Annotated in this window: 16 protein-coding genes and 1 riboswitch; of the genes, 13 read left to right on the top strand and 3 right to left on the bottom strand. The window is 66.9% G+C overall.

Going from position 1 to position 18,746, the window contains the following annotated elements; genetic code table 11:
• Positions 1-89 precede the first annotated feature (89 nt).
• Positions 90-188: riboswitch (glycine riboswitch) on the top strand.
• A 189-nt stretch (positions 189-377) separates the two neighbouring features.
• The 5 genes from gcvP to CXZ05_RS14020 all read left to right on the top strand — a co-directional run bounded on the left by gcvP (position 378) and on the right by CXZ05_RS14020 (position 8,073).
• Entirely contained in the window at positions 378-3,257 is a 2,880-nt protein-coding gene (gene gcvP, locus CXZ05_RS14000; protein ID WP_374754661.1) for an aminomethyl-transferring glycine dehydrogenase, read from the top strand.
• Positions 3,258-3,269: 12 nt separating this feature from the next.
• A complete protein-coding gene (gene gcvT / locus CXZ05_RS14005) occupies positions 3,270-4,418 on the top strand; it encodes a glycine cleavage system aminomethyltransferase GcvT (protein WP_102973161.1) in 1,149 nt (382 codons plus the stop codon).
• Between the two features lie 341 nt (positions 4,419-4,759).
• Positions 4,760-5,143, top strand: coding sequence for a glycine cleavage system protein GcvH (gcvH, locus tag CXZ05_RS14010; protein ID WP_102973162.1), 384 nt, complete (start codon positions 4,760-4,762; stop codon positions 5,141-5,143).
• The gene (gene glyA / locus CXZ05_RS14015; RefSeq protein ID WP_102973163.1) at positions 5,140-6,465 is read left to right on the top strand and encodes a serine hydroxymethyltransferase; all 1,326 of its coding nucleotides are present in this window, start codon (positions 5,140-5,142) and stop codon (positions 6,463-6,465) included. Before gcvH ends, glyA begins: the two co-directional genes overlap by 4 nt.
• A gap of 180 nt (positions 6,466-6,645) precedes the next feature.
• Positions 6,646-8,073 (top strand): L-serine ammonia-lyase, encoded by a 1,428-nt coding sequence (locus CXZ05_RS14020; protein ID WP_102973164.1) that lies wholly within the window; start codon positions 6,646-6,648, stop codon positions 8,071-8,073.
• A 15-nt stretch (positions 8,074-8,088) separates the two neighbouring features.
• On the opposite strand, the gene CXZ05_RS14025 is transcribed toward CXZ05_RS14020, so the two are convergent.
• The gene (locus CXZ05_RS14025) at positions 8,089-8,661 is read right to left on the bottom strand and encodes a TspO/MBR family protein (protein WP_102973165.1); all 573 of its coding nucleotides are present in this window, start codon (positions 8,659-8,661) and stop codon (positions 8,089-8,091) included.
• A 72-nt stretch (positions 8,662-8,733) separates the two neighbouring features.
• Here CXZ05_RS14025 and CXZ05_RS14030 point away from each other — a divergent pair, with 72 nt between their 5' ends.
• The 3 genes from CXZ05_RS14030 to CXZ05_RS14040 all read left to right on the top strand — a co-directional run bounded on the left by CXZ05_RS14030 (position 8,734) and on the right by CXZ05_RS14040 (position 12,319).
• The gene (locus CXZ05_RS14030) at positions 8,734-9,564 is read left to right on the top strand and encodes a DNA/RNA non-specific endonuclease (protein ID WP_308411004.1); all 831 of its coding nucleotides are present in this window, start codon (positions 8,734-8,736) and stop codon (positions 9,562-9,564) included.
• 108 nt (positions 9,565-9,672) lie between these two features.
• Entirely contained in the window at positions 9,673-10,746 is a 1,074-nt protein-coding gene (locus CXZ05_RS14035) for a peptidoglycan bridge formation glycyltransferase FemA/FemB family protein (RefSeq protein WP_102973166.1), read from the top strand.
• Positions 10,747-10,822: 76 nt separating this feature from the next.
• Positions 10,823-12,319, top strand: coding sequence for a threonine/serine exporter ThrE family protein (locus CXZ05_RS14040; RefSeq protein WP_102973167.1), 1,497 nt, complete (start codon positions 10,823-10,825; stop codon positions 12,317-12,319).
• Between the two features lie 37 nt (positions 12,320-12,356).
• On the opposite strand, the gene CXZ05_RS14045 is transcribed toward CXZ05_RS14040, so the two are convergent.
• Positions 12,357-13,196 (bottom strand): siderophore-interacting protein, encoded by an 840-nt coding sequence (locus CXZ05_RS14045; RefSeq protein WP_102973168.1) that lies wholly within the window; start codon positions 13,194-13,196, stop codon positions 12,357-12,359.
• Positions 13,197-13,206: 10 nt separating this feature from the next.
• Positions 13,207-14,013 carry a uracil-DNA glycosylase gene (locus tag CXZ05_RS14050; RefSeq protein WP_102973169.1) on the bottom strand — a complete coding sequence of 269 codons (807 nt, stop codon included), beginning with the start codon at positions 14,011-14,013 and terminating at the stop codon, positions 13,207-13,209.
• A gap of 140 nt (positions 14,014-14,153) precedes the next feature.
• On the opposite strand from CXZ05_RS14050, the gene CXZ05_RS14055 reads away from it, so the two are divergent.
• From CXZ05_RS14055 to groL, 5 genes are all read left to right on the top strand, one after another.
• Positions 14,154-14,504 carry a DUF3263 domain-containing protein gene (locus tag CXZ05_RS14055; RefSeq protein WP_102973170.1) on the top strand — a complete coding sequence of 117 codons (351 nt, stop codon included), beginning with the start codon at positions 14,154-14,156 and terminating at the stop codon, positions 14,502-14,504.
• 49 nt (positions 14,505-14,553) lie between these two features.
• Entirely contained in the window at positions 14,554-15,186 is a 633-nt protein-coding gene (locus tag CXZ05_RS14060; RefSeq protein ID WP_102973171.1) for a LytR C-terminal domain-containing protein, read from the top strand.
• Positions 15,187-15,344: 158 nt separating this feature from the next.
• The gene (locus CXZ05_RS14065; RefSeq protein WP_146033096.1) at positions 15,345-15,548 is read left to right on the top strand and encodes a cold-shock protein; all 204 of its coding nucleotides are present in this window, start codon (positions 15,345-15,347) and stop codon (positions 15,546-15,548) included.
• Positions 15,548-16,822, top strand: coding sequence for an ABC transporter substrate-binding protein (locus tag CXZ05_RS14070; RefSeq protein WP_102973173.1), 1,275 nt, complete (start codon positions 15,548-15,550; stop codon positions 16,820-16,822). The genes CXZ05_RS14065 and CXZ05_RS14070 overlap by 1 nt, the downstream gene beginning before the upstream one ends.
• A gap of 288 nt (positions 16,823-17,110) precedes the next feature.
• Entirely contained in the window at positions 17,111-18,739 is a 1,629-nt protein-coding gene (gene groL / locus CXZ05_RS14075) for a chaperonin GroEL (RefSeq protein WP_102973174.1), read from the top strand.
• Positions 18,740-18,746: the final 7 nt, after the last annotated feature.

The following is an 18,746-nucleotide window of genomic DNA, read 5'->3' on the forward strand; positions in this document are numbered from 1 at the left end:
CAGCCCACGCCGCCACAGTTTGCAGACGCGAACCCGGCGTAGGACAATGGCCTTTGTGACAGCTGTCACCGCTCAACTGAATATGCCTTTGATCTGCGGCGGGAGAGTCCTGCAAGTAGGTACAAGCAGGCGCCGTAGGAGCAAAACCTCCCCAGGAATCTCTCAGGCCCATGTACCGCCGCGGCAAGGCAACTCTGGAAAGCAGCAGGCTGCCCGCATTGAATGTTCCGCCACCGCGCGGACGGTTCAGGGCATGCTGTGCTCACCGACGGTGCAAGCGGAGCTGTGCGTAGGCACAGCAACGCGGAAACTCTCAGGTCCAATACAGAGCGGGGAGGAACCCGAATCACTGTGGCGTACCCTGCGCCGCCTTAGTTATGGAGTTCCTTTTGACCGTAGATTCAGCCTCCGCCTCCTTTGTCGACCGGCATATTGGTGCCCGCCGACAGGCCGACGTCGAAGCCATGCTCAAGGCCGTCGGCTACGAGACTGTCGATGCACTGGTTGACACGGCAGTGCCGAAAGACATCCGGCAGGACTCCCCGCTGGAGCTCTCCCCGGCCCTGAGTGAAGTCGAAACCCTCGCCGAGCTCCGGAAGCTCGCGGCCAAGAACAAGACCGCCGTCCAGATGATCGGCCAGGGCTATTACGACACCGTCACGCCGCCGGTGATCCGCCGCAACATCCTTGAAGCCCCCGCCTGGTACACCGCGTACACCCCGTACCAGCCGGAGATTTCCCAGGGCCGCCTGGAGGCCCTGCTGAACTTCCAGACCATGGTCCAGGACCTGGTCGGCCTGCCGATCGCCAACGCGTCGCTGCTGGATGAAGCGACGGCGGTGGCTGAGGCTGTGCTGCTGATGCGCAGGGCCAACAAGAACAAAGACGCGAAGGACGGCAAGACTGTCCTGGATGCGGACTCCCTTCCGCAAACCATTGCGATCGTCAGGGGCCGCGCCGAGGCGCTTGGCTTCGAGGTCGAGGTTGCCGACCTGTCCAAGGGACTTCCCGACGGCAACATCAACGGCGTCGTGCTCCAGCAGCCCGGCGTTTCCGGCCGCGTCTTCGACCACACCGGGGTCATCGCCGCCGCCAAGGAACGCGGCGCCCTGGTCACGGTGGCCGCTGACCTGCTGGCGCTGACGCTCATCACACCTCCGGGCGAGCAGGGCGCGGACATTGCCGTCGGCTCCGCCCAGCGCCTGGGCGTCCCGCTGTTCTACGGCGGACCGCACGCCGCGTACATGGCCGTGCAGAAGGGCCTTGAACGCTCCCTTCCCGGCCGCCTCGTGGGCGTCTCCAAGGACAACGCCGGCACTCCCGCCTACCGCCTCGCGCTGCAGACCCGCGAGCAGCACATCCGCCGCGAGAAGGCCACGTCCAACATCTGCACCGCCCAGGCGCTGCTGGCCATCGTGTCCTCCTTCTACGCCGTCTACCACGGACCGGAAGGCCTGAAGGCGATCGCAGAGACCGCACACGGCCACGCCAAGACCCTGGCCGCGTCGTTCAAGGCCGCCGGGCTGGACGTCCTGCACACCAGCTTCTTCGACACCGTGACGGTTTCCGTCCCGGGCAAGGCCGCCGGCATCATCGCCGCCGCCGAAGAGAAGGGCATCAACCTCCGCGGGATCGACGCCGACTCCGTCGGCATCTCCACCGATGAAACCACAACGCCGGCCATCGTCGCTGACGTTCTTGCTGTCTTTGGTGCCAAGTCAGTGGGGTCCACGGGCAGTTTCGCCCTGGATGCCGCCGTCGAGCGTTCCTCCGCGTACCTGCAGCACCCGGTGTTCAACACCCACCGTTCCGAAACCCAGCTGCTGCGCTACATCCGCAAGCTCTCCGACCGCGACCTGGCGCTGGACCGGACCATGATCCCGCTGGGCTCCTGCACCATGAAGCTGAACGCCACGGCGGAGATGGAAGCCATCTCCTGGCCGGAGTTCGCCTCGATCCACCCGTTCGCCCCGGATTCCCAGACCGAGGGCTGGCGGGAACTCATTGATGGCCTGGAGGCGGACCTCGCCGAGATCACCGGGTACGACCAGGTCTCCATCCAGCCCAACGCGGGCTCCCAGGGCGAGCTCGCAGGGCTGCTGGCGATCCGCGGCTACCACCTGTCCCGCGGCGATGACCAGCGCAACATCTGCCTCATTCCGGCTTCAGCGCACGGCACCAACGCGGCCTCGGCCGTGCTGGCCGGCATGAAGGTCGTCGTCGTGGCCACCGCTGCCGACGGCACCATCGACCACACCGACCTGTACGCGAAAATTGAGGCCAACAAGGACGCCCTGTCCTGCATCATGATCACCTACCCGTCCACGCACGGCGTGTACGACGCCGACGTCCGCGAGGTCTGCGACGCCGTGCACGGGGCCGGCGGCCAGGTCTACATCGACGGCGCCAACCTCAATGCGCTCGTAGGCCTGGCCCAGCCGGGCAAGTTCGGCGGTGACGTGTCGCACCTGAACCTGCACAAGACCTTCTGCATCCCGCACGGCGGCGGCGGACCCGGCGTCGGCCCGGTTGCGGCCAAGGCCCACCTGGCACCGTTCATGCCGGGAGATGCCGCCACCTGGACCGAAGGCAACGACGTCCCGATCTCCGCCTCGCGCTTCGGCTCCGCCGGTGTGCTGCCAATCTCCTGGGCCTACGTGAAGCTGATGGGGGGCGACGGCCTGACCGAGGCCACCAAGTCCGCGCTGCTCGCCGCGAACTACGTTGCAGCCAGCCTCAACGACTTCTTCCCCGTGCTCTACACGGGCGAGGGCGGCCTCGTGGCACACGAGTGCATCCTTGACCTGCGCGAACTCACCGCCAAGACTGGTGTGACCGCCGAGGACGTGGCCAAGCGCCTGATCGACTACGGCTTCCACGCGCCCACGCTGGCGTTCCCGGTCGCCGGCACGCTGATGGTGGAGCCCACCGAGTCCGAGGACCTGGGCGAGATCGACCGGTTCATCAAGGCCATGATCGCCATCCGCGGCGAGATTGACCAGGTGGCAAACGGCGACTTCACCGTGGAGAACAGCCCGCTGCGCAACGCACCGCACACCGCGGCTGCTGCCATCAGCTCCGACTGGGACCGCGCCTACCCGCGCGAGCAGGCGGTCTTCCCCGTCCACACGCTCAAGCAGGACAAGTACTTCCCGCCGGTAGGCCGCATCGACGGTGCAGCCGGCGACCGCAACCTGGTCTGCTCCTGCCCGCCTCTCGAAGCGTTCGAGGACAACACAGTAGCCTTCGAGAACTGAGGATTCCGCTCCATGACTGAGAACTACACAGCCCTTTACGAGGAGCACAAGAAGCTCGGCGCCTCGTTCACCGACTTCGGCGGCTGGCAGATGCCGCTCAAGTACGGCTCCGAGCTTGCCGAGCACCACGCCGTCCGCAACTCGGCCGGCATCTTCGATCTCTCCCACATGGGCGAGGTCTGGGTCACCGGCCCGGACGCTGCCGCGTTCCTCGACTACGCCCTGGCCGGCAAAATCTCCGCCATGGCGGTCGGTAAGGCCAAGTACTCCCTGATATGCAACGAGGACGGCGGCATCATCGACGACCTCATCGTGTACCGCCGCCCCTCAGAGGGGACCGGCACCGACCGGTTCCTGGTGGTGCCGAACGCCGGCAACGCCAAGGTGGTGGCCGATGCCCTGGTGCAGCGGGCAGCGAACTTCGATGTCGCCGTCGAGGACGCCTCCGCCGAGACGTCGCTGATCGCCGTGCAAGGACCCAAGGCCGAAGGGATCCTCCTGCGCCTCGTCCCGGCAGCCCAGCACGAGCTGGTGACCGGGCTGAAATACTACGCCGCCGTCGAGGTTTCCTTCTTGGTGGGCGGGACCAGCCAGAACCTGCTGCTGGCCCGCACCGGGTACACCGGTGAGGACGGCTTCGAGATTTTCGTGGAGAACGACGACGCCGCCGCCCTCTGGCAGTCCATCGTCGCCATCGCGGACGAGGGGGAGCTGACGCCGTCCGGCCTTGCCTCCCGCGATTCGCTCCGCCTCGAGGCCGGCATGCCGCTGTACGGGAACGAGCTGTCGCTCGAGGGCGATCCGTTCGCCGCCGGACTGGGCCCCGTCGTCGCACTGTCCAAGGAAGGCGACTTCGTGGGCAAGGCTGCGCTGGCCGCCAAGAAGGAAGCCGGAGCCGGTTCCACCACGGGCCGCAAGCTCGTGGGCCTCAAAGGCCTGGGCCGCCGTGCCGGCCGCGGGCACTACCCGGTCCTCAAAGACGGCGACGTCGTCGGCGAAGTCACCTCCGGCCAGCCCAGCCCCACGCTCGGCTACCCGGTCGCCATGGCCTATGTCGACGTCGACTACGCCGAACCCGGCACGGCGCTGGACATCGACCTGCGGGGCAAGGCGGAGCCGTTCGAAGTCGTCGCACTGCCTTTCTACAAGCGCTCTAAGTAGGCCGCTGGTAGAGCCTGTCGAAACCGGCGGCGAAACCTTCCCGGCTCCGGGGCCGGCTGGCCCCAGTTTTCACGCGTGCTGCTCCTTCGTCGCTTTGACGCACGCTTTCGAAAACCGCGACCAGCCACCCCTCGAGGGCCGCTCACCTTTGGCCGGTAGTCAGGGCACAACCGTCCTCCGGACCAGCGCCTTCGTAAGCCAAAGGTGCTGGGGGAGGGGCCGCAAGCCGCTGGTTGGGCCTGTCGAAACAGGGCCTCATCAAGCTCGATCATTGGGGGTCGAGCTTGCCGACCACGCACCGCTGTACGGAACCACATGATTTCAAAAGTTAGGAAAAACAAATGGCAAAAGTTGCCGCTGAACTGCAGTACTCCGACGAGCACGAGTGGGTTTCCCGCGAGGACGGGAACGTTGTGTCCATTGGCATTTCCGCCGTGGCCACTGACGCCCTCGGCGACATTGTCTACGTGGACCTGCCCGAGGTCGGCTCTGCCGTGACCGCGGGGGAGACCTGCGGCGAGGTGGAGTCCACCAAGTCCGTCTCGGACCTGTACTCGCCGGTGACGGGCGAGGTCACCGAGATCAACCCGGTCGTCGTCGAGGACCCGGCCCTGATCAACAGCGATCCGTACGGCGCTGGTTGGCTGTTCAAGGTGGCCGCTGATTCCGAGGGGCCGCTGTTGTCCGCCGAGGAATACGCTTCCAAGAACGGGGGCGAGCTGTGAGCGCCGCACAGGCCGCAACAGCGGCTTTCGAGCAGGTAGTGTCCCCGAGCCTGAACGCGGACCTCGCGGACCTGGACCCCGAGATCGCGGTGAAGATCGACGACGAGCTCGTCCGCCAGCGCGAGGGCCTGGAGATGATCGCGTCGGAGAACCACACCGCCGCGGCCGTGATGCAGGCGCAGGGGTCGGTGCTGACCAACAAGTACGCCGAGGGCTACCCGGGCAAGCGCTACTACGGTGGCTGCGAGCACGTTGACGTGATCGAGCAGCTGGCGATCGACCGGGTCAAGGCACTGTTCGGCGCCGAGTACGCGAACGTCCAGCCGCACTCCGGCGCCCAGGCGAACGCCTCGGTGATGCACGCGCTGATCAAACCGGGTGACACCATCATGGGTCTGAACCTGGCCCACGGCGGCCACCTTACCCACGGCATGCGGATCAACTTTTCCGGCCGCCTTTACAACGTGGTCCCGTACCAGGTCCGCGAAGAAGACCACCGGATCGACATGGCCGAGGTGGAGCGCCTGGCCCAGGAACACAAGCCGCAGCTGATCGTCGCCGGCTGGTCCGCCTACGCCCGGCAGCTGGACTTTGCCGAGTTCCGCCGGATCGCCGACTCCGTCGGCGCCTACCTGATGGTGGACATGGCGCACTTCGCCGGGCTGGTTGCCGCCGGGCTGCACCCGTCACCGGTTCCGCACGCCCACGTTACGACGTCGACGACGCACAAGACCCTCGCCGGTCCGCGCGGCGGCATCATCCTGACCAACGACGCCGACGTCGCCAAGAAGGTCAACTCGGCGGTGTTCCCCGGCCAGCAGGGCGGTCCGTTGGAGCATGTGATCGCCGGCAAGGCCGTGGCCTTCAAGATCGCCGCGTCCGAGGAGTTCAAGGAGCGCCAGGAGCGCGTGCTCGCCGGCGCCCGGATCCTCGCCGAGCGCCTGGTCCAGCCCGACGTCACGGCCAAGGGCATCTCCGTGGTGTCAGGCGGCACCGACGTGCACTTGGTGCTGGTGGACCTGCGGAACTGCGAGCTCGACGGGCAGCAGGCCGAGGACCGGCTGGCGGCGATCGACATCACCGTCAACCGCAACGCCGTGCCGTTCGATCCACGTCCGCCGATGGTCACCTCCGGGCTGCGCATCGGTACCCCGGCCCTGGCCACCCGCGGCTTTGGCGAAGCCGCCTTCGCCGAGGTTGCTGACATCATCGCCGAGGCACTGACCGCCGACACCGGAGCGGACCTGTCCGGACTGCGCACCCGCGTGGAGGCACTCGCCGCCGCCCACCCGCTCTACCCGGCAGTCGCACCGCTCAGCTGATCGACGCCATCGGCCCGTCGGGTGTGGACTCCTCTGCATGCTCGGTCGCGAAGACGCCCGCTGGGCGGACGTGACGCTCCCTTAGACGCATGCTGCCGGAGTCCGCACCCGAAGGGGCCCCCGCTGCTTTCCTGTCCGGCTCCCGCCCCGCACGATCACTTGTCTAGTTAGGATTGATTTATGGCCGTTGGAGTCTTTGACCTTTTTTCCATCGGAATAGGACCGTCTAGTTCACACACCGTTGGGCCGATGCGTGCCGCCGCGGTGTTTGCCGAGGAGCTTAAGGCGTCCGGCAAGTTGCAGGACGTGGCGTCGCTGCGGGTGGACCTGTACGGCTCGCTGGCGGCGACCGGGCACGGCCACGGCACCATGACGGCCATCCTGCTCGGCCTGGAGGGCTTCCACCCCGAGCTGATCCTGCCTGACGAGGTGGAGGAGCGGCTTGCCGCCATCGCCGAAACCGGAACGCTGCAGCTCGCCGGTGCTGGCGATGGGAACGGTGTGCCCCTGCCCTACGGCGTGAAGGACATGGTCCTGCGCCCGTTGACGATCCTGCCGCGGCACACCAACGGCATGACCTTCACGGTCTCGGACGCCGCGGGCGAGGTCCTGCACAGTGCCACCTTCTTCTCTGTGGGCGGCGGGTTCATTGTCCGCGAGGGCGAGGAGGATGCGGCCCAGCAGGAGCTCGATGAGTCCAAGAAGGAGCTGCCGCTGCCGTTCCGGACTGCAGCCGAACTCCTGGGACGCTGCCAGTCCAAGGGCCTGTCCATCGGCGAAGTCATGTTCGTCAACGAACGTGCCTCCCGGTCCGAGGAGGAGATCCGCGAGGGCCTGCTGCACATCTACTCGGTGATGGAGGGCTGCGTGGAAACCAGCCTGAAGCGCGAGGGCCTGCTGCCCGGCGGGCTGAAGGTCCGGCGTCGTGCTCCGGACTGGCATGAACGCCTCCTGAAGGAGAGCAGGGACCATGATCCCGACTACCGGGACCCGAAGTACTGGCAGGAATGGGTGAACCTGATCGCCCTGGCGGTCAACGAGGAGAACGCCTCCGGTGGGCGCGTGGTGACCGCGCCGACGAACGGCGCCGCCGGCATCATTCCCGCCGTCCTCTACTACGCGCTGCACTTCGCTCCCGGGATGGACCAGGCGACCCAGGAAGACCGCGACGACGTCGTGGTGAAGTTCCTGCTGACCGCCGGTGCCGTCGGGGTGCTGTACAAGGAACAGGCGTCCATCTCCGGCGCGGAGGTGGGGTGCCAGGGTGAGGTGGGTTCGGCGTCGTCGATGGCCGCCGCCGGCCTTGCCGAGGTCATGGGCGGCACACCCGCGCAGGTGGAGAACGCCGCCGAAATCGCGATGGAACACAACCTGGGCCTGACCTGCGACCCCATCGGCGGGCTGGTGCAGGTGCCCTGCATCGAACGCAATGCCATTGCCGCGGCGAAGGCGATCAACGCGGCCAAGATGGCGTTGTGGGGCGACGGCTCGCACCGGGTCTCGCTGGACGAGGTCATCGTCACCATGCGCGAAACCGGCAAGGACATGAGCTCCAAATACAAGGAAACCGCCATGGGTGGACTGGCGGTCAACGTCGTAGAGTGCTGAGCCGGCGCCCCGGACTCAGTTGTTGGCGGCCGCCCAGAGGTTCAGGCTCGACGCGAAGACGACCCATGACAGGTACGGCAGCATGAGCAGGCCGGCGGCGCGGCGGATCGGCCCGAACACGAGCACGGTGGCGGCGACAGCCAGCGCCAGCGCAACGATGATGCCCAGCGCCAGCCAGAGCGCGGCCGCACCCCACGCCGGATACAGCCCGAAGAACACGGGCGTCCACGCCAGGTTCAGGGCCAGCTGCACGCCGTAGACGGTGAGCGCCGCCCGGCGGTTCGGGCTGCGGCTCCGCCAAACGAGCCAGGCCGCCACCGCCATGGCCGTGTACAGCACGGTCCAGACCGGCCCGAACACCCAGTTGGGCGGAGACCACGGCGCCTTGTCGGCCGCCGCGTACCAGCCTGTGACGTTGCTGATGGTTGCCTGCGAACCCAGCCAGGCCACCAGGGCGCTGGCCGCCAGGAAAACCAGGAGTACGGCCAGTTCGACGGCGGTGCGCCGCGGCTCGGGCCGGGCGCCGCCACCGCTGGTGCTGGCTCCTCTTCCGGCTCCCGCGACCGGCGCGCGCTCCCTGCTTTCCATTGCTCTACAGTTGCCAAGGGCGCAGCCGGAGTCAAGGCGGGCACGCCGAATTGTCAGGGCCGGCGTGCCACCATGGGAACCATGGGCGAAGGCTACGATCCCGGCTTCCTGCGCGAGGCCCTTGACCTGCCGGGCCCGGACGCGCCCACCATTCTCCTCGACTACACCCACTTCTCTGTGCGGCTGGTGCCGGCCCGCCGGCTCGCGGCCGTGACCGGCGTCAACATCAACGGACAAGCACTGGTGCCCCTTGGGCGCGAGGGAACCTGGCACTACGACCCCCGGGTGCCGCGGGGGCTCCAGGCCGGACCGGATGTCTACCAGCACAACGACCTCGACCGTGGCCACCTCGTCCGCCGCCTGGACCCCGTCTGGGGTGATGACAGCACCGCGCTGACCGCAAACCAGGACACCTTCGCATACCCGAATGCGGCACCGCAGGCAGCTGCCTTCAACCAGGGCAAGGAACTCTGGGCCGGTCTGGAGGACCACGTGCTGACCCATGCCACCCAATACGACGCCAGGATCAGCGTCTTCACCGGGCCCGTCCTCGACGCCAGCGACCTGCCGTACCGGGGAATCCAGATACCCCGTAAATTCTGGAAGATCGCGGCCTGGACCATGGATGGACGGCTCGCCGCAGCCGGCTTCCTGCTGGACCAATCCCCGCTGCTGGGCCCGGAGGAACTGGCCCGGGTTGTCCGGGAACGCCTGCTGGCAGACGAGCCGCCGCCGCTGGGGCCCTACCGGACCTTCCAGGTCCCCATCCCGCAGATTGCTGCCCTGACCGGCATGGCGCTGACACGCCTGGCCGGCGCCGACCGGTTCACCGCCGACACTCCGGAAGGCGGGCCTGGCGCGGCAGCGATAGCCCTCACTGACCTTCGGCAGGTGCGGCTCTGACCAGGATCACGTCCCCGCGGCAAGCGGCGCGGGAGGCCGGACGGATAGACTTGAGGCTGCTTCTCCGGCACCTGCACGAAACGTAAGCGAAGATTGGATACGGCACACTTGCGAGAATTCACTGCCCGCTTTGCCACCTCCGAAGAGGTCGCCAACTGGGACTCCCACGTCACCGCGAATCCGAACGGCGGAAACCTGCTGCAGTCGGAAGCCTTCGCCGAGGTCAAGCAGCACTTTGGCTGGAAGCCTCTGCACCTCGTCTACGAAACAGCCGACTATACGAGCTACAACCTGGTGCTGGAAAAGAGCTTCCCGCTGCTGGGCAAGCTCTGGTACCTCATCAAGGGGCCGGATGTGGCTGGCGTCGAGGACATCCCGGGGATTGCCGCGGCAAACGCAGAGTTCGTCAAGCGCGCACGGCTGGGCGTCTTCGCCATCAAGATCGAGCCCGACATCATCCTTAGCGACGCCGCCCGCGAAGTCATCGAGGGGGCGGGGCTGGTCAAGACGCACAACCTGCAACCCAACGATTCCACGGCCCTGCTGGATATTTCCCCCGAAGAGAACCAGCTGCTGCGCAACCTCCACTCGCGGGGACGGAACGCCGTCCGCCGCGCCATCCGCGAGGGCGTCGAGGTGCACAACGTGGAGCCCAGCGAGGAAAACTTCAAGTCCATGTACGCGCTGATGACCGACACGGTCCAGGCGAAGTCGCAGGTCCGCGTCCGCGAATACGACTACTACCGCCAGTTCTGGACGAACTTCATCAAGCGCGGACAGGGCCGGCTCATGTTTGTGTACGAGAACGGCGTTCCCTCCGTGGGGGCCTTTGTCATCAACTACGGCCGGAAGGGCACCTACAAGGACGGCGGATCCCTGCAGAAGCGCGGCCAGTACGGCGATTCGCACCTGGTGCAGTGGACCGCGATCAACCAGCTCAAGGAGCTGGGCTGCACGGAATACGACTTCTGCGGAACCCCGCCCAGCGACAAGCTAAAGGACACGTCGAACCCCTTCCACGGGCTGGGGCTTTTCAAGACGAGCTTCAGCAAGACGGTCACGGACTTTGTGGGTTGCTATGACCAGGTCATCAGCCCGCTGAAGTACAAGGCGTGGATTGCCGCCGGCGAACGCGTCGCCCGGCAGCTGTACACACGCCGCACCGGGCAGCAGTTTTACTGAGCCAAGGCCAAGGCCAAGGCCAAGGCCAAGGCCAAGGCACTGAATTCCTAAGGCACTGACAGAAGGGGGAGCCCTGATGACCAAACCACCCCGTGGCTCCAACCGGCCGCCCACCGAAGGGCTGCCCAAGACGGAGCCGCTCACCGCCTCGCAGCTGCACCAGAACGCGGCGGCCAAGCGCATGCTGCGACGCCTGGTGCAGGGGGAAAATCCGCCGACGGCGCCACTGAGCATCGTGGACCGGCTCGCCGGGAGCCCCTACGCCAACCCCATGATCCAGGTGAGCGGGATCGATGAGTCCGCCCGCAAGACGATGGACTTTGCGCTGCACCTTGCCGAGTCCATGTTCCGGTACGGTGCCGGCGCCCTCGAGGTCGAAACAAGCATCATTGCCGTGACGGCTGCGCTGGGGTTGAAAAACATCGAGGTGGACATCACCAACCAGTCGGTGGGCATCAATTACGCGGCCAAGGACCAGACGCCCATCACCCTCCTGCGGGTGGTCCGTTCCTGGACGAACAACTATGCGGGGCTTGCCCAGGTCCACCAGCTGGTCACCGATATCGTTGCCGGAGGCGTCGGCCGGGACGAGGCCGTGCGCCGGCTCGACGAGATCGTCCGACGCCCCAAGCCGTTCCCGCGCTGGATGGTGACGGTGGCGTTCGCGGTGTTCGCGGCCGTGTTCGTCGCCGTCATTGGCGGCGGTCCAGGCGCCTCGGCCGTGGCGTTCGCCTCAAACTTGCTCATCAGCCTGGTGGCCAGGAAGCTGGGCCGCTGGCGGACGCCTGACTTCTTCATCACGGCGGCCTGTTCCTTTGTGGTGACGGTCATCGCGCTGCTGATGTGGAGGTTCGGCAGTCCTGTGGGGATCCGGCTGGCGCCAGCCATTGTGGTGGTGGGCGGAATCCTGCTGCTGCTTCCCACCGGGCGGCTCGTGTCCTCGGTCCAGGATGCCATCAACGGCTTCCCCGTCACGGCGGCGGGCCGCTTCCTGTCCACTCTGCTGACGTTCGGCGCGGTGGTGGCCGGGATCGCCGTCGCGTTCGTGGTGGGGGACAGGATCGGCATGGAGCCGATCAGCGTTACGGAGACCTTCCCGCCCGCGTACCCGCTCTGGGTCCAGGTGATTTTGGTGGCCATCGCGGTTGTGGCAATCGGCGTCACGGAACAGACGGACTGGAAGCTGCTTCTTCCGACGGCGGCCGTCGGTGTGGTGGGGCACCTGGCCCTGATAGGCGGCGAGGCGCTGAGCATTGGCCCGCGGTTCTCGCCTGCGCTGGCCGCCGTCGTGATCGGCCTGCTGGCCCGCGTGGTGGCGCTGAAGATGGGCGCCCCGCAGCTGGTGGTCGCCGTGCCGGCGGGTCTGATTCTCCTGCCCGGCCTGACCATTTTCCGGTCCATGTACGTCCTGACCATCGAGGAATCCGAGATCCTGCTCGGGGCCGGCGGGATGCTCAGCGCCGGGGCGATTGTGTTCGGCGTTGCCGGCGGCATTGTTCTTGGCGACACGCTGGCCAGGCCGCTCACCCGCAGCCTCGCCAGCAACGAGCGGCGGCGGTCGCGCCGCCGCTAGGCCCTGCTGGATCTTCCCGGCGTTAGATCTTGCCGGGTTAGATCTTGCCTATCGGCAGCTTCTTCTCGGCCTGGAAGACGTCCTCGACGCGGCCCTTGGCCCAGTAGCCGGACAGCGAAACCTGGCTACGGTCGAGGCCGCGCTCGCGGAACAGCACCTCCCGCAGGCCCTTCATGTAGCCACGCTCGCCGTGCGCAAAAACATCCACCCGGCCGTCGAGCCAGGCGGCACTGCGCACCGCCTCCACCAGCAGGTCACCCTCGCCGGCGGGAGCGTCGCCGCGCTGCAGCCAGACCACCTCGAGCCCGGCCGGGGCGGCAATCTCCTGGACGTCCGCGTCAGAATCAACTTCGAGAAAGGCCACGCCTCGGGCGTGCTCGGGAAGGGATTCTATGACGGCCGCCACTGCCGGCAACGCGGCCTCGTCCCCTGCCAGCAGGTACCAGTCGGCGGCCGGATCGGGGTTGTAGCCGCCTCCGGGGCCGGTAAAAATGAGGCTGTCGCCAGGCTGGGCTGTGGCAGCCCACGGACCGGCGAGGCCTTCGTCTCCGTGGACGACGAAATCAATGGCCAGTTCGCCGGCCGCCATATCCACCCAGCGGACCGTGTAGGTCCGGGTGTGCGGCCACTGCTCCCGCGGCATCGTTTCCCGGATGGCCCAAAGATCCAAAGGCTGGGGGTAGTCCACTCCGGGCTGCGGAAAGACGATCTTGACGTACCGGTCCACGAAGTCGTTGTTGACATAATCGGCGAACCCCGCGCCGCCCGCGACGATCCGCACCATGTGCGCGGAAAGCTGCTCCCGCCGAAGAACAGCCAGGGTGACCTGCGGGCGGGATTTTTTGGTGGCGCTGGTGGTGGCCGGAAGGGAAGTCATGCAGGTAAGCCTAGCCTAAGCTCCTTGGCCGGAGCTGAGGAGGGACGGCCGGGAGTTCCCAGTCCACAGGCCCGCCGCCCTGCTCCGTCAGCAGGGCGTTGGCGCGGCTGAACGGCCGCGAGCCGAAGAACCCCCGCGAGGCGGACAGCGGGCTGGGGTGGGCGCTGGCCACCACGGGGGTGCTGCCCAGGAGGGGGCGGACACCCTCGGCGTCCTTGCCCCAAAGCACAGCCACGAGCGGCGCGGTGATTCCCTCCGCTGTCCGGCGGCCGACGACGGCGGTCACTGCCGCCGTCGTGATCGTTTCCCAGCCCTTGCCGCGGTGTGACCCGGCGGCGCCCTCACGCACGCTCAGCACCCGGTTCAGCAGCAGTACGCCCTGGTCCGCCCAGGCTCCGAGGTCACCGTGGATCCGCGGCGGCAGGCCCAGGTCCGAGGCAAGCTCCTTGTAGATGTTTGCCAGGCTGCGCGGGATGGGCCGGGTGCCGGCGTCCACGGAAAAGGCGAGCCCCACGGCATGTCCTGGGGTGGGGTAGGGATCCTGGCCCACGATCAGGACCCGCACCCCGTCCAACGGCTGCTGGAAGGCCCGGAGGACGTTCGACGCAGACGGCAGCACCCGGTGCCCGGCCGCCGACTCGGCTGCGAGGAACGTCAGCACCGACCTCAGCTCGGCCTCCACCCCGGCCAGGGCGGCAGCCCAGTCGGGTGCCATGAGCTCATCGAACGGCAGCCCGGCAAGCTCCGCAAAGTCCGGGCCGGCCGCCTGTGCAGGTTCGAGGTCGAAGAGCGGTTCAGGTTCCGTCACGGTGTCCATTCTCCCGCACCGCCGTCCGAAGCCCGCCGCCCCTGTCGGTGGAACGGGCCGTGGGTGTCGCCGCGGCGCAAATGACAACGCTGTTATTCCTCCGTAACATAGGGGAGGTACTTTGACCGGATTCAGCTAAGGAGAGCGCAGTGGCCGAGCCGTTGCAGGACCACCTCGCGGAGCGGGATTCAGCGCTGGAGCACGGGCTGCGGAGCGGCTCGCTGCTGGACGACTTCAAGCTCAGGGACTCGCCGCTGAGCGAGCGGGAGCAGCAGATTCTCGCCCTGGAACGGCAGTGGTGGAAGTACGCCGGCGCCAAGGAACAGGCCATCCGGGAGCTCTTCGACCTGTCCGCGACGCACTACTATCAGATCCTCAACGCACTGATTGATACAGAGCACGCGCTGGCCCACGACCCCATGCTCGTGAAGAGATTGCGTAGACTACGTACGTCACGTCAGCGGGCCCGCACTGCACGCCGCCTTGGATCTGACGCGTAACTGCTAGTGCCGGACTGCCGGCGAAAACCAACAAGGACGCCTCTTCACCATGACTAATTTTGCTCGGGACGAATTCGACAGGGTGCCTGAGGTCTCCTCCCGGCAGGGCGTACACCGCGCTGCCTCCGCGCCGTCGCGCCCGAAGTTGTGGCCGATCCTTTCCGTGGGAATCGCGGCGCTCGCCGTCGGCCTGGTTGCTTTCCTCCTGCTGCCGCAGCTGGGGTTCCAGCCCGCGCTCACGCCGCCGCCCGCCGCGGCGGCCGACACGTCAACGGCGCCGGCCAGCCCCACGACGACGCCCTCTGCACGTGCGACGCCCAGCGCCACCCCCTCGGCGTCCGCCTCCCAACCCGCTTCGCCCTCCGCGCTTGAGCCCGCCACTTCGGAAACCATTGCCCCTGCTGCGGTGGACAAGTCGCAGCCTGTCGCCATTTTCAACGGAACGCTAACCTCCGGACTGGCCGGACGGGTAGGCGCCACAGTTAAGTCCGACGGCTGGGTGCTCGGTGAGGTGGCCAACTGGCAGGGTGCTCCCCAGCAGCAGTCGGTGATCTTCTACTCGGACGCTGCGCACAGGGCAAACGCCGAGGCGCTCAGTGCTCTGCTGAACATCCCCACGCTGGTGGAGAGTGCGGACTTCCCCACGCCCGTTGCGGTGGTGCTGGGCCCCGGCTACGAGTAGCCATCCCGGTTACGCCTGAATAACTATTGCCTCCCCTCCGGGCCGCTGGCCTGCGCCTCCAAGGGCCTGACTCGATAGAGTGATGGCAGGCTTCAAGGCGTCATTCACGGCACACATCGACGTGGGCCTTAGGGAAGCAACCTGAAAGTGTGGGGATCATGGCATTGGGAACCGTGAAGTGGTTCAACGCGGAAAAGGGCTACGGCTTCATCACCGTTGACGATTCAGGGGACGACGTTTTCGTGCACTGGTCGGCGATTCAGACAGACGGGTTCCGGGCGCTGGACGAGGGCCAGCGCGTGGAGCTGGAAGTGGGCGAAGGCGAAAAAGGTCCGCAGGCCGAAAAGGTCCGGCCCGTCTAGTGGCATGCCGCGCAGGTCTCAGGGTTTCTGCCGTCTGGGGCGCCGCCGTCGTGCTGACGCTGGGTGCCTGCTCCGGATCGGGGGACAACGCCCGGACGGCTCCGGTTGAAGCCAGCGGCGACGGAACCCTGCGGATCGGGCTGATCCTCGACAACACCGGACCCCAGGCCTTCCTGAACGCCGCCCAACTGGCCGCCGCCAAGCTCGCCGTCCAGGAAATCAACGCGGCGGGCGGGCACAAGGGCAGGCCCGTCGAGCTGCTGCCCGAAACCACCGGCGGCGACACCGCCGCGCAGGCCCGGAAACTCGCCGAGGCCAAGGCGGATGTCGTGATCGGACCCACCGATTCCAGCCGGGCGCCGGCCGCCATCGACGTGCTGTCCAAAGCCAGGATCACGCTCATTTCTCCCGCCAACACGGCACCCGAACTCAGCAGTTACAAGAGCGGCGGCTACTACTTCCGCACGGCCGCGGCTGACATCGCACAGGCTCCCGTCCTGGTGAAACTCGCCAGGGACGCCGGAGCCAAGAGCCTCGCGGTGGTCTACGAGGACGGCAGCTACGGCCAGGCTGTGTCTGCAGCAGTGTCCGCTTCCGCCAAAGCCGGCGGGCTGGACCCCGTCACCGTCTCCGGGTTCAAGGCGGGCGAGGCGCAGAAGTCCGCGGCTGCCGCCCGTGACGCGGCGCCGGACGCCGTCGTCGTCCTTGCTCGGGACGGTGCGCAGGGCGCCATCGCCGAGCTCACCAACGCCGGACTGCCGGGCAACAAACTCATCCTGGGCGACGGAGCCTTCAGGCAGTACGGCTCCGCCCTCGGATCGAAGTCACTGGAGGGAACGCGCGCCCTGGTGCCCGGCGTCTTCACGTCGGCGCACTTCCAGGCTGAACTCGTGGCCATCGATGCGGGACTCAAGGACACGACGTTTGCCGCCGAGACCTATGATGCCGTGAACCTCGCGGCCCTGGCCGCCGCTGCGGCAGAGGACGACGCCGGTGCCTCCATCGCCGGTACGCTCATCTCCGTCTCCGGCGGCACTTCCGGCAGTCGGGCCTCCGCCGCGCCGTCCGGCCAGCGGGCCGTCTGCTCGACGTACAAGGACTGCCTTGCCGCCATCCGGGAGGGAAAGGCCATTGACTACGACGGCGAATCAGGACCCGTCCGCTTCGATGCGAACGGGGACGTTACGGCCGCAAAATACATGGTGTTCACCTACGGAGCCGACAACAAGGCCAAGATCACGGGCAGCGAGGCCGCCGGCAGGTCTGCCGGCTGATCGCTGGCAGCGAATAGTCCGCCCGTTCACGGGATAAACACGCTCATCTGCTTGCACTCTCCCCGGGGGAGTGCTAATTATTGATTAGCACTCCAGCGTGCCGACTGCTAAAGGGTCGTCCGGTTCACGCCGGCACTACCCCGGCGGCGGCACAAGGAGCGAAAGAAACACCTGGTTGGGGTGAGATCCGGACTGTGGGCGTACAGAGGCCTGCGGAAAGGATCGTCCGTCGCGGGCACCGCAGCGAGGTTCCCTCTTAACGACTGTCCCGAAAGGACTACTGCCGTTATGGCCAAGATCATTGCATTTGATGAAGAGGCACGCCGCGGTCTTGAGCGGGGCCTGAACATCCTCGCCGACGCCGTCAAGGTCACCCTCGGCCCGCGTGGCCGCAACGTCGTCCTCGAAAAGAAGTGGGGCGCCCCCACGATCACCAACGATGGTGTTTCCATCGCCAAGGAGATCGAGCTGGACGATCCCTACGAGAAGATCGGCGCCGAGCTGGTCAAGGAAGTTGCCAAGAAGACGGATGACGTCGCTGGCGACGGCACCACCACGGCCACCGTCCTGGCCCAGGCACTGGTCAAGGAAGGCCTGCGCAACGTCGCGGCCGGCGCTGACCCGCTGTCCCTCAAGCGCGGCATCGAGAAGGCCGTTGAAGCCGTCACCGCCGAACTGCTGAACTCCGCCAAGGAAATCGAAACCAAGGAAGAGATCGCAGCCACGGCTTCCATCTCCGCCGGTGACGACGAAATCGGCGCCCTGATCGCCGAAGCCCTGGACAAGGTGGGCAAGGAAGGCGTCATCACGGTCGAGGAGTCCAACACCTTCGGCCTTGAGCTGGAGCTCACCGAAGGCATGCGCTTCGACAAGGGCTACATCTCCGCTTACTTCGTCACGGACACCGAGCGCCAGGAAACGGTCCTCGAGGACCCGTACATCCTGATCGTCAACTCCAAGATCTCCAACGTCAAGGAACTGGTTGCTGTCCTCGAGAAGGTCATGCAGTCCAGCAAGCCGCTGCTGATCATCGCCGAAGACATCGAGGGCGAGGCCCTGGCCACCCTGATCGTCAACAAGATCCGCGGCACCTTCAAGTCCGTCGCCGTCAAGGCTCCGGGCTTCGGTGACCGCCGCAAGGCGCAGCTGGCCGACATCGCCATCCTCACCGGCGGCCAGGTCATCGCCGAGGAAGTCGGCCTCAAGCTTGAGACCGCCGGCCTCGAGCTCCTGGGCAAGGCACGCAAGGTTGTCGTGACCAAGGACGAGACCACCATCGTCGAAGGTGCAGGCGACGCCGACCAGATTGCCGGCCGCGTTTCCCAGATCCGCGCCGAGATCGAAAACTCCGACTCGGACTACGACCGCGAGAAGCTGCAGGAACGCCTGGCCAAGCTGGCCGGCGGCGTTGCAGTCATCAAGGCCGGTGCCGCAACCGAGGTTGAGCTCAAGGAACGCAAGCACCGCATCGAGGACGCCGTCCGCAACGCGAAGGCTGCTGTTGAAGAGGGCATCGTCGCCGGCGGTGGCGTGGCCCTGATCCAGGCAGGTCTCAAGGCATTCGCCAACCTGAACCTGACCGGCGACGAAGCAACCGGTGCGAACATCGTCCGCGTTGCCATCGACGCCCCGCTGAAGCAGATCGCCTTCAACGCAGGCCTCGAGCCCGGCGTTGTGGTCGACAAGGTCCGCGGCCTGCCCGCAGGCCACGGCCTGAACGCAGCAACCGGCGAGTACGTCGACCTGCTGGCTGCTGGCATCAACGACCCCGTCAAGGTGACCCGCTCTGCCCTGCAGAACGCGGCTTCCATTGCCGGCCTGTTCCTCACCACCGAGGCCGTCGTAGCCGACAAGCCGGAGAAGAACGCTCCGGCCATGGGCGGCGGCGACGAGATGGGCGGCATGGGCGGCTTCTAGCCTCCCG

This window comes from Arthrobacter sp. AFG20 (assembly GCF_002892795.1).
Classification (GTDB): Bacteria; Actinomycetota; Actinomycetes; order Actinomycetales; family Micrococcaceae; genus Arthrobacter.

Bases quoted from the DNA above. Each gene is read 5' to 3' on its own strand.
- CXZ05_RS14030 (WP_308411004.1), top strand. From the start codon at position 8,734: ATGGGAACCATGGGCGAAGGCTACGATCCCGGCTTCCTGCGCGAGGCC.
- gcvH (WP_102973162.1), top strand. From the start codon at position 4,760: ATGGCAAAAGTTGCCGCTGAACTGCAGTACTCCGACGAGCACGAGTGG.
- CXZ05_RS14040 (WP_102973167.1), top strand. From the start codon at position 10,823: ATGACCAAACCACCCCGTGGCTCCAACCGGCCGCCCACCGAAGGGCTG.
- CXZ05_RS14060 (WP_102973171.1), top strand. From the start codon at position 14,554: ATGACTAATTTTGCTCGGGACGAATTCGACAGGGTGCCTGAGGTCTCC.
- CXZ05_RS14020 (WP_102973164.1), top strand. From the start codon at position 6,646: ATGGCCGTTGGAGTCTTTGACCTTTTTTCCATCGGAATAGGACCGTCT.
- CXZ05_RS14050 (WP_102973169.1), bottom strand. From the start codon at position 14,013: ATGGACACCGTGACGGAACCTGAACCGCTCTTCGACCTCGAACCTGCA.
- CXZ05_RS14065 (WP_146033096.1), top strand. From the start codon at position 15,345: ATGGCATTGGGAACCGTGAAGTGGTTCAACGCGGAAAAGGGCTACGGC.
- CXZ05_RS14045 (WP_102973168.1), bottom strand. From the start codon at position 13,196: ATGACTTCCCTTCCGGCCACCACCAGCGCCACCAAAAAATCCCGCCCG.
- gcvT (WP_102973161.1), top strand. From the start codon at position 3,270: ATGACTGAGAACTACACAGCCCTTTACGAGGAGCACAAGAAGCTCGGC.
- CXZ05_RS14025 (WP_102973165.1), bottom strand. From the start codon at position 8,661: ATGGAAAGCAGGGAGCGCGCGCCGGTCGCGGGAGCCGGAAGAGGAGCC.
- gcvP (WP_374754661.1), top strand. From the start codon at position 378: ATGGAGTTCCTTTTGACCGTAGATTCAGCCTCCGCCTCCTTTGTCGAC.
- groL (WP_102973174.1), top strand. From the start codon at position 17,111: ATGGCCAAGATCATTGCATTTGATGAAGAGGCACGCCGCGGTCTTGAG.